General features: G+C 60.9%; 9 protein-coding genes and 1 pseudogene. 5 read left to right on the top strand and 5 right to left on the bottom strand.

Annotated elements, in window-relative coordinates; genetic code table 11:
• Both NKH49_RS26760 and NKH49_RS26755 read right to left on the bottom strand, forming a co-directional pair.
• Window positions 1-347, bottom strand: a pseudogene (locus NKH49_RS26760) (DUF2130 domain-containing protein); the annotation flags it as partial.
• 672 nt (window positions 348-1,019) lie between these two features.
• The gene (locus tag NKH49_RS26755) at window positions 1,020-1,901 is read right to left on the bottom strand and encodes a LysR family transcriptional regulator (RefSeq protein WP_352822508.1); all 882 of its coding nucleotides are present in this window, start codon (window positions 1,899-1,901) and stop codon (window positions 1,020-1,022) included.
• Between the two features lie 184 nt (window positions 1,902-2,085).
• Between NKH49_RS26755 and NKH49_RS26750 the strand changes: the two genes are divergently transcribed.
• From NKH49_RS26750 to NKH49_RS34985, 5 genes are all read left to right on the top strand, one after another.
• Window positions 2,086-4,314, top strand: coding sequence for a xanthine dehydrogenase family protein molybdopterin-binding subunit (locus tag NKH49_RS26750; protein WP_352928658.1), 2,229 nt, complete (start codon window positions 2,086-2,088; stop codon window positions 4,312-4,314).
• A gap of 13 nt (window positions 4,315-4,327) precedes the next feature.
• A complete protein-coding gene (locus NKH49_RS26745) occupies window positions 4,328-4,777 on the top strand; it encodes a (2Fe-2S)-binding protein (RefSeq protein WP_352928656.1) in 450 nt (149 codons plus the stop codon).
• Window positions 4,777-5,367, top strand: coding sequence for a hypothetical protein (locus tag NKH49_RS26740; RefSeq protein ID WP_352822512.1), 591 nt, complete (start codon window positions 4,777-4,779; stop codon window positions 5,365-5,367). Before NKH49_RS26745 ends, NKH49_RS26740 begins: the two co-directional genes overlap by 1 nt.
• A complete protein-coding gene (locus NKH49_RS26735) occupies window positions 5,355-6,440 on the top strand; it encodes an MBL fold metallo-hydrolase (protein ID WP_352686504.1) in 1,086 nt (361 codons plus the stop codon). The genes NKH49_RS26740 and NKH49_RS26735 overlap by 13 nt, the downstream gene beginning before the upstream one ends.
• An 850-nt stretch (window positions 6,441-7,290) precedes the next feature.
• Window positions 7,291-7,686 (top strand): Y4oE-related protein, encoded by a 396-nt coding sequence (locus tag NKH49_RS34985; protein ID WP_502907947.1) that lies wholly within the window; start codon window positions 7,291-7,293, stop codon window positions 7,684-7,686.
• 95 nt (window positions 7,687-7,781) lie between these two features.
• On the opposite strand, the gene NKH49_RS26730 is transcribed toward NKH49_RS34985, so the two are convergent.
• The 3 genes from NKH49_RS26730 to NKH49_RS26720 all read right to left on the bottom strand — a co-directional run bounded on the left by NKH49_RS26730 (window position 7,782) and on the right by NKH49_RS26720 (window position 9,217).
• A complete protein-coding gene (locus NKH49_RS26730) occupies window positions 7,782-8,033 on the bottom strand; it encodes a hypothetical protein (RefSeq protein WP_023722511.1) in 252 nt (83 codons plus the stop codon).
• A complete protein-coding gene (locus tag NKH49_RS26725; protein ID WP_352928654.1) occupies window positions 8,030-8,458 on the bottom strand; it encodes a putative toxin-antitoxin system toxin component, PIN family in 429 nt (142 codons plus the stop codon). Before NKH49_RS26725 ends, NKH49_RS26730 begins: the two co-directional genes overlap by 4 nt.
• A 492-nt stretch (window positions 8,459-8,950) precedes the next feature.
• Complete coding sequence (locus tag NKH49_RS26720; RefSeq protein WP_352928652.1) at window positions 8,951-9,217, bottom strand: hypothetical protein; 267 nt, start codon at window positions 9,215-9,217, stop codon at window positions 8,951-8,953.
• Window positions 9,218-9,222: the final 5 nt, after the last annotated feature.

The following is a 9,222-nucleotide window of genomic DNA, read 5'->3' as shown; positions in this document are numbered from 1 at the left end:
TTATCCTTGTCCTCCAGGTCTACCGAAAGCAGCAATTTTGCCTTGCGGGCTTCCTCGACCGCGATTCCGGCACGCTCAAGCTTGATTTGCCCAGCCACCTGGTCGGCGATGTCCTCTTTGGCGGCGACGATCTCGGCCTGCTGGCGCTTGAGCTCCTCTTCTCTGGCAGCCATCGATGCCTTGCTCTGCGCCAGGCGCATTTCGTATTCTTCACGCGTGGCGGCAATCAAAGGGGCCGCGAGCGACTCATTGAGCTTGATTTCCGTCTTGCAGCTTGGGCAGCTGATTATCGGTTCATTGAGAATCCTGTCCCCCTGCAGCATGGTATTGATGGGCTGGACGGTCATCTGCGCGCTGCCTCCCTGAGGAATCAGTTAAAGGACACGCCAGACTATATATCTCGCCACGCGTTTTCGGAAAAGAACAAAAAGTGAACCATTTTTCTGCGGCTCCATGAAGTCCATGTGATCGGCGATGTATCTGCGCGTGCTGACTGAGAAGGCGAGGGCCCGGGAGTTTTCGGTCGGGCCTATGCTGATGGCTGCTTTGAAAGCTCGTGGGTCACCGACCAGGATGGCCGGTAACGGAATCGCCTAGCCTTGCTCTAATTTAGCTTGGGCCATATTTGCTGCGACTGAGTGGTGATCCCACAGGAATCGAACCTGTGACCTACAAATTAGGAGTTTGTCAGGCGACCTTTACTGTTGTTTCCCAATGCCGGTCTTTGTACGATGGCGCTGCCACTAACATGTTCAAGTTGTTGTAGTTTTCGTACTGCACGGCTATAATAGCGTAGACAAACCAACAGAGCGCGTGGCATTGCTTACTATGCGTCGGCCAAACCGGACTGCCGCAACTGCGCGACGGCGTCGACCTCGCCTGGTATAGCGGTCTTACCACCATGGTTGACGCCTGCGAGGTCCAGCAGCACGCCCCTTGTCATCGGTCCAGCGTGACCAAGAGTCCGGTGTGCGTCAAATCCCGAACAAGGCCATGGTTTCTTCTTATTCCTTTTTGGGTCAGGGCGGGCAGGCGCTCTCGATTATCCTTGCCGACAACCAATCCAGGCCAACGTCCGACGTCGATCGTGCATGCCGCACGAGGCTGAACGTAAACGGATCAATGGCGAGTGGCGTTTTCAGGACCGCAAGCCCGAACTGATCGGCGTATTTGGCGGCGAGCCGGGCCGGGACCGTTGAAGAGAGATCGCCGCTCGCCACAACGCCCATGGCCGTCATGAACATCGGGACGCTGGCGACAACCCGGCGCCGAAGCCGGCGCTTCTTCAGAGCCTGATCGACCATCCCATGAAATCCACCCCTGAATGAGACGAGGATGTGATCGAGCGATAGGTATTCTTCGAGCGACATCGCCGCGTCGTGAGCGACGGGATGGTCTTTCCTGACAACAACGACAAAGTCTTCTTCGAAGACTGGCACGGCCCGGAACTCGTCGGGCAGATCCCAGACGCGCCCGATCGCCATCTCCATTTCGTTGGTGCGCAGGGCGTTCAGGCTTTCGGTTCCGACAGCGAATTGAAACGCCACCCGGCATCCAGGTGCCTCGGCACGCAACGTCCTTATCAGCGGCGGGGCAATCACGGCGCCGACAAGGTCGTTGCCGGCGAGCCGGAACGAGCGCGTGGATGTTTCGGCGTCGAAGTGCGTGGGAACCTTGAGTGCATCCTGGGCAAGTCGAAGAATGACTTCGACTTGTGGGAGAAGCTGTGAGGCACGCTGTGTCGGTTCCAGACCGTTCGGGCGCCTGACGAACAGGGGGTCGTCGAAGAGTTCCCGTAGCCGAGCCAGCGCATGGCTGACGGCAGACTGGCTGACACCCAGCGTAGCCGCAACAAGCGTTGTCTTTTGCAATCGAACGAGATCCCGAAAGATCGTCAGCATGGTGAAGTCGAGCCGGCGCAGTTTCTGCTGATCGGTGTTGGCTTTGCTAGTCAACTGCATCTCCTACTTGCTGCACCAGCCATCCTGTTCGGCCATGATATCCGAATTGTTCATATCACATATCCAGCGATTTCAGTTGAACGAATAATGACCCATCCTATGATCGAAGGCGAGAGGTTCGGTCGTGGCAGTGGCCGGTCGCAAGAAGGGATCGCTGAACTTGATGGATAGTCCACTGGGCGCACCGACCAAGGTCGGATCGCTGGATCGAAGGCAATTGCTGGTCGCGACCGGCGCTCTGCTCCTGTCGGCGCAGGTCACCGTCAAAGCGCGGGCCGCATCTTCACTCCCCGACAAATTCATCAATGCCTGGCTGCGCATCGATCCAGACGACATCGTGACGATCATGCTCTCCCAGTCGGAAATGGGACAGGGCATCCAAACCACCCTTCCTTTGGTGCTCGCCGACGAACTCGGCGCCGACTGGTCGCGCGTCGCGCTTGAATGGGCCGATTTCGATCCCGCATACCGGCACCCGCAATATCAATGGATGTTCACCGGCAACAGCGAATCGATCTCGACCTTCTTCCCGATCATGCGCACCGTTGGCGCCGCCGCACGCGAGATGCTCGTCGGCGCGGCCGCGACGCGTCTGGGGGTTGCCGCTGCGAGCCTTCGCGTCGACCAGGGCCGCATCCATCATGATCCGACTGACCGGGTGGTGAGTTTTGGTTCGGTTGCCGCTGACGCGGCAAGGCTCGATATCCCAAAGGATCCTCATCTCAGGCCGACAAGCAGCTTGGAACTGATCGGCAAGCCGCAGCCACGCGTCGACATACCCTCGAAAGTCGATGGCTCGGCGATTTTCGGCATCGACGTGAAAGTGCCCGGCATGGCGGTGGCCGCCATCCGCCGCGCTCCTTCGCAAGGGGGATCGCTGGCGGCCTTCGACCCAACGGCGATCAAGACTGAGCGCGGTGTGCTTGCCGTCGTCGAAATTCCGTCCGGCCTCGCTGTCGTTGCCAATGACTACTGGACGGCGAAGCGGGCTCTCGATGGCGCAGAGCTTACATTCAAGCCGGGTCCACTCGCCGGATATTCAACCAGTGGCCAAAGGGCCGAATATAGCGCGCTGCTGAAATCCGCGTCGTTCGACACGAAAGTCAAAGCGGGCGACGCTTCTGCCGTTCTGGCGGCTGCCGACAGCCCGCTTGAGGCTATCTTCGAAATCCCGGTGCAGGCGCACGCGACGATGGAGCCGATGAACTGCACGGCCGATGTGACGGACGATCGGTGCGAGTTGTGGATCCCGACACAGGGCGTCGAGATCACCCACGCTGTCGCCAAGCAGATGCTGGGTCTCGCCGACGACCAGATCATCATCCACAGAACGTTGCTGGGCGGCGGCTTTGGGCGGCGGCTGCTCGCGGATTTCGCGAAGATCGCGATCCTGGTTGCAAAGGCCGCCGGCCGCCCGGTCAAGGTCATCTGGAGTCGGGAAGAGGATTTCCGCTACGACGCCTACCGGCCGCCAATGGTCCATGCGGTGAAGGCGTCTCTCGGCAATGACGGGTTGCCGGCGGCGATGACGCATCGTGTCGTCTCGCCGTCCCACATGCTCTACATATTCCCGCGCGGTGTCATCAAGGCACAGGGCGACTGGGCGCGGCCGATCATGCCGCCGGCGGCATACGATGGCATGGCCGTCGAGGGCCTGACTGAGACGCCTTACGCCATTGCGAACTATGCGGTCGAACAACATCGCGTCGACACGCCGCTCTCGGTTTCCGTCTGGCGCACGACCGGCCACGGACCGAACAATTTCGTCCTGGAAAGCGTCATCGACGAGTTGGCGCACCGCGCCAATGCCGACCCGCTTTCGTATCGGCTGAGACTTGCCGCTTCCGATCCCCGCGCGGTCGCGGTGCTGAACGCTGTCGGCGCGCTGTGCGGCTGGCAGGCTGCATTACCGGCGGGGCGATTCCGCGGTCTGGCGCTCGCCAAAGCATTCGGCGGCTATATCGCGCAAGTCGTCGAACTCTCCGTCAAGGACAAGACCATCAAGTGTCACCATGTCTGGAGCGCCGTCGATATCGGCCAGACCCTCGACCCAGGCATTGCCAAATCCAACATCGAGGGCGGCGTGGTCTGGGGACTTTCCGGCCTGCGCACCGAGGTAACCTTCGCAGACGGCGAGATCGAGCAGACGAATTTCGATCAGTTTGACCCGCTGCACGTGTCCGAGACGCCTGTCATCACGACTCGGTTCGTCGAGAGCGGCGCCAAGCCGACAGGCGTCGCGGAGATTGGTCCCGTGCCGACGCACGCCGCTTTCTGCAACGCCGTGTTCGCCGCGACAGGCGAGCGCATCCGAGCCCTGCCGATTTCGCGCAGCGGCTACCAGCGGATCTGACGGGAGCAACGCAATGACACGATTTTCCGTCAATGGTCGCGCGGTCACGGTCGACGCCGAGCCGGACATGCCGTTGCTTTGGGCATTGCGCGATCACCTCGGCCTGACGGGCACTAAATTCGGTTGCGGCATCGCTGCCTGCGGCGCCTGTACAGTGCATGTCGATGGCCAGCCCGTGCGCTCCTGTTCCTTTTCGCTCGGTGAAGCTGAGGACAAACATGTCACGAGGATCGAGGGACTTTCGGATAACCGCTCGCATCCCTTGCAGCAGGCCTGGATCGCAGAGCAGGTTCCCCAATGCGGCTATTGCCAGTCCGGCATGATCATGGCCGCCGCCGCGCTGATCAACGACAAGCCGCATCCGACGGATGAAGACATCGATGCGGCAATCACCAATCTGTGCCGCTGCGGCACCTATGCCCGCATCCGCGCCGCGGTGCATCGCGCTGCGGGTGATGCGTGATGACTGGCCATCGGCTTGCGCTGGGAGCGCTCGTCGGCGTGACGATTGCCGCCGTCTCGGCGTTCGTGCAGCCGCTGTGGTCGCAAACGAACGGCAGCAGTACGGCCTCAGCCGACGCCTTCGCGACGGTCGCCCGCGTCATGACAAGCCCGCGTTGCCAGAATTGCCACACATTGACTGACTATCCGCGCCAGGGCGACGACCGGCATCGACATCTGTTTCGTGTGGCGCGTGGACCCGCGGATCATGGTGCGGCGGGCCTGCCATGTTCATCCTGTCATGGAAAATCGAACAATGCGGCCAGCGGCGTCCCCGGCGCCGACGAGAACTGGCGCCTCGCGCCACTCAGCATGGGCTGGGACGGCCTTTCGACAAATGAGCTCTGCGAACATTTGAAAGACCCGCGGCACAACGGAAACCGCACTGGCGATCAGGTCATCAACCATCTCAGATCGGCGCTTGTGAGATGGGCCTGGTCACCAGGTACCGATCGGACCGGGCAAGCACGAACGACCCCGCCGATCCCCTATGAGGAATTCGTGATGGATGCCGAAACCTGGATGAGGAGCGGAGCTGAGTGTCCGAAATAGCCAAGCCTGAGGATCTGCCGGATCGCAACACACTGAACAAAGACGCCGCCGACCGAGGTCGCCGCCACTTCCTGCAATATGTGGCCGGTGCGACAGCCGCCCGGGCCGGGTTGTGCGGGTGCGGCATTCATCCCGCCCTTGCGGCCAGCAGCACGACTACGACGCCTGGTGCGGGACCTGTGGTCGACCCTGGCAAAGGCTACCTTGTCCAGCAGATTGGCGATGGGGTTTATTGGGTTACAGATGGTGCCTACAGCACCATGTTTCTTGTCTCTTCGACCGGGGTGATCGCTTGCGACGCGCCACCCAGCCTTGGGGAAAACTACTTTAGGGCTATCGCGGACGTCACGGACAAGCCGGTGACGCATCTGGTCTACAGCCACGAACATGTCGACCATATCGCCGGCGCGCATCTGTTTGCAAAGGACGTTACGATCGTCGCCCACGCCCGGACAGCCGAACTGCTCTCATCGCGGAAGGACCAGCGGCGCCCGGCTCCAACTGTAACCTTCGAAACGACCTATACCCTTGAGCAGGGAAACCAACGCCTCGAACTGGCCTACAAGGGCATCAACCATTCGATCGACAACATCTTCATCTTCGCGCCACGCCAGAAGACCCTGATGTTCATCGACGTCGTTTATCCCGGCTGGATGCCCTACAAGAATCTCGGCGTCGCCGTCGATATTCCCGGCTTCGTCGAAGCACACCGCACTGTTCTTGCCTACGACTTCGAGACGCTGGTCGCCGGCCACGTCAGTCGTCCTGGAAACCGCGCGGATGTCGAGACCCAGGTCGAACTGGTGAAGGACCTCGTCGAGGCGGCGGAACAGGCCTACGCGAGCCTGTCCTTTCCCGCCTTCCTGAAGCAGCATCCGCCAGGGCGCAGTGGCAAAACAGCCTGGGACCTTCATCAGGGCTATGAGCAGGCCCTGGTCTCCCAGATGCATGATGGGCTGCTAACGAAATGGCGCGACAGGCTCGCCGGGACCGAAACCTACCTGCGCGACAATTGCTGGGCGATGCTCGAAACATTCGTCGTCCAGGGCAAGCCGGATATCTCCGGGCTGTAACGCAATACTGTTTGTCGATTCAACATCTTCACGGCCTGCGAACCTGAGCAGGTATTGGCAATGGTCGAACGTCAGAACCTATCCACAGCAAAAGCCTTCGCAATTGCACGGCGGCAGGGCTTGACGTGCCCCACGGCAGGGCATTGACGAGGAGTTGACGGATGGCGAACGTTGTTATCGTGGCGGGCGGCTGGCATGGAGGCTGTAAGATCACGCCTTTCGCGCGCAAGCTGCGTGAACTTGGACATGAAGTCTTTTCTGCAGCTATGCTGGACCGACGTAGCAGACCAAAGTGGATTGTCACAGCCTTCGGAGTCACCCAAGGCAGGCGCGCATCAATGTGGCGCATATCTAGCCCGGATATCTCACACAGTCTTTCGGCGCGAGGCTGGCGGCGGAGATTTGCCGGCGCTTGAGCTGCGGGCAAAGGATGTCGGCCGCTTGGAGCGGACACCGCCGCGCTCAAGGCCGAGTGCGAGGCTGGCGACCGGGCGAAGGATCTGCTGGGAGCGTTCTCACGACGCCTGCCACGACTGTCGCCGGCGTGGCGGGCAAGCTTGAGGCCGTGTTGCACGCGGGTAAGGCCTGGGGGGAATGCTCCGAGTTCCCCTGGCCGCAAATCCGCTCGGCGCTTAGCGATCTGGTGCGCATCGCCCGGCAGAACATGCCGGAACAGTTCTTTTCACGGCGAGCAGCGTCCTAAGATCCTGAGGCGGCGGGCTGGCTGCTGTTTCCGCGGCTGAAAAATGGAGGCGCGATATTAAGATCCCGTCCAACCCAACTTCCGGCTTCAGCCGAGAACCCCTCAGCTTGCAGTGAAGCGTCTGCCTCACGTCACCCTTCAACCGCCATGGAATTGCCAGCGCAGAGCCCTCTTGCGGCATTTCACCATCGGGCGGTGAGCGATCCCAATCTGTTGGATGCCTTCAACCGCGATGCCGCCGTGCAGAAACGGACCGTGCCTGAAGCTGCAGAGGCAGCGACTGCCCTGTGGGGAAAGACAGCCGCAACCGCAATCGCCTGGTGCGCGGTGTCGGCGTATTGCTACGGGCGGATACGGGAGTACCGGTTCTGGTTTCGGGTATTCGCCTATCTTTGCCGAAGTGGGAGCAGAGTCGGAGAAGGTTCGTCCAGGCTTTTCCCGATAGGGAAATCATGTTCGACGAGGGAACTGCCTGCTTGTCGAGAGAACGCCGGACCGAAGTCAGCCCGTCAAGGCCAGAGCCGCATCGCTGTGGCGCGTTAGGCGCCAGCCTTGACTGGCAGTCTTCGGCCCGGCGGCCGCTTTGGACGCAGGCAAAACTCCGGTACGAGCCGTACCGCTCTACCCCTCGGGGTACATTACTCCGGCAATTCGTCGCCCTTGATCGGCGCCTTCCCTTTGCCGGCCCGTTTCAGGATGTGCAGCGCCTTGGGAAGGTCGGCACGGGCGGCGCGTTCCTGAAAGTAGCTTTCCGTGCGCAGCGCCGAAAGCTTCTCAGCGACTGCCACGTTAATGAACTGGTTGAGCGGCACGCCTTCGCTCTCCGCCACCTTGCGCGCCTCATCCAGAAGCGAGAGCTGAAGCCGCAGTGCGAAATTGCTTCTCCTCATGTCTTTCTCTCCAATCGTCTCAGCGCCTCGCCCGGCGACAGGACCAAGATACCGAAGCGCTCGGCCACTTTGCCGAAGTCGCGTAGGTTGAACTTCACTATAGCATCCGCCCGTCCGTTTACCGCAGCTTCCAGCACCATGTCGTCGTCCGGGTCGCGCACGGCGGGTCGCCAGAGGAAGAGAAGGCGAACCGGCTCCGCGACGGCCGCCACGGCATCTAGCAACGCGTTCACATCCTCAGCGGACAGGCCGGAAGCTTCAAGGTGCTCGGGCCTTGTCATGACCGCCTGGTACTCGATCATCAACGTCACCGAAGCGATGAGCGTCAGCCGGCGCTCCAAAGCCGCCACCAACAGTTGGCGCGAGGCACCAGCGTCACTTCGGATCGCCCCCACCATGGTCGCCGTATCGAGAAGCAGTCTCATGCAGGCATATTGGATATCGCGTGCGATATTGCAAGAGGACTGAGCTTTTCGTAAATTGCCTGGCTTGGGAATTCCAAATCGCAGTGCTCAAGTATTTGCACGCCACACTACGACAGCGCGGCAACTGAACTTGTCTTGCCGATCATCACGCCGCTCAATGCCCTCGATCTATACAGAAGAGCGGGCATGCCATGGTGGACGAGGCCAAACCTGGGAACGACAGCGCAAGTCACGATTACAGGGCTGACATGTCGGCACGAGATATGGTTGAACGAGCCGTCCTGTCGATCGCCCGTTTGTTGGGTCGGCGGGCTGCTCGGGAGCATTTCGAGGAATTGCAGGCGGCCAACGACAACAATGTCCACCTCTTGAGAAAACACCGTCAGAAGGGGAGGGTGGGGCGCGAGGAGAGGGCGTAGGGGCGCCCCGCGCTCCGGTGCTGGCCCGTTCGATGCGGGTAAGGACCGGAGGCCCGCCAAGAAATCAGTCCGGCTATTTGCGAACGATGCCGCGCAATCGACGCTGCGCCGCCGTCTCTTTGATCACGCCAGCAATTTTGCGGACAAATGCGGGGCTGAACGCGCCGATCGGCGTCGTCGTCACCAGATCATAGGCTTCATCGACCGGCACCCGGTTAAATTCGTCCAGGATCAGCCATGACGGATAGTCGAGGCCGCCGCGGCGGCATTCGATTTCGCTGATGGAGAGATGCGGGCGCGACCGGTCGGGTTTTTGCGAAGTCAGCGGAAAGAGAAACAAGGCTG

This window comes from Mesorhizobium sp. M1088 (assembly GCF_040318575.1).
Lineage (GTDB): Bacteria > Pseudomonadota > Alphaproteobacteria > Rhizobiales > Rhizobiaceae > Mesorhizobium.
This window is presented reverse-complemented; position numbering and strand designations above follow the sequence as displayed.

Bases quoted from the DNA above. Each gene is read 5' to 3' on its own strand.
- NKH49_RS26740 (WP_352822512.1), top strand. From the start codon at position 4,777: ATGACTGGCCATCGGCTTGCGCTGGGAGCGCTCGTCGGCGTGACGATT.
- NKH49_RS26730 (WP_023722511.1), bottom strand. From the start codon at position 8,033: ATGAGGAGAAGCAATTTCGCACTGCGGCTTCAGCTCTCGCTTCTGGAT.
- NKH49_RS34985 (WP_502907947.1), top strand. From the start codon at position 7,291: ATGGAATTGCCAGCGCAGAGCCCTCTTGCGGCATTTCACCATCGGGCG.
- NKH49_RS26745 (WP_352928656.1), top strand. From the start codon at position 4,328: ATGACACGATTTTCCGTCAATGGTCGCGCGGTCACGGTCGACGCCGAG.
- NKH49_RS26755 (WP_352822508.1), bottom strand. From the start codon at position 1,901: ATGCTGACGATCTTTCGGGATCTCGTTCGATTGCAAAAGACAACGCTT.
- NKH49_RS26725 (WP_352928654.1), bottom strand. From the start codon at position 8,458: ATGAGACTGCTTCTCGATACGGCGACCATGGTGGGGGCGATCCGAAGT.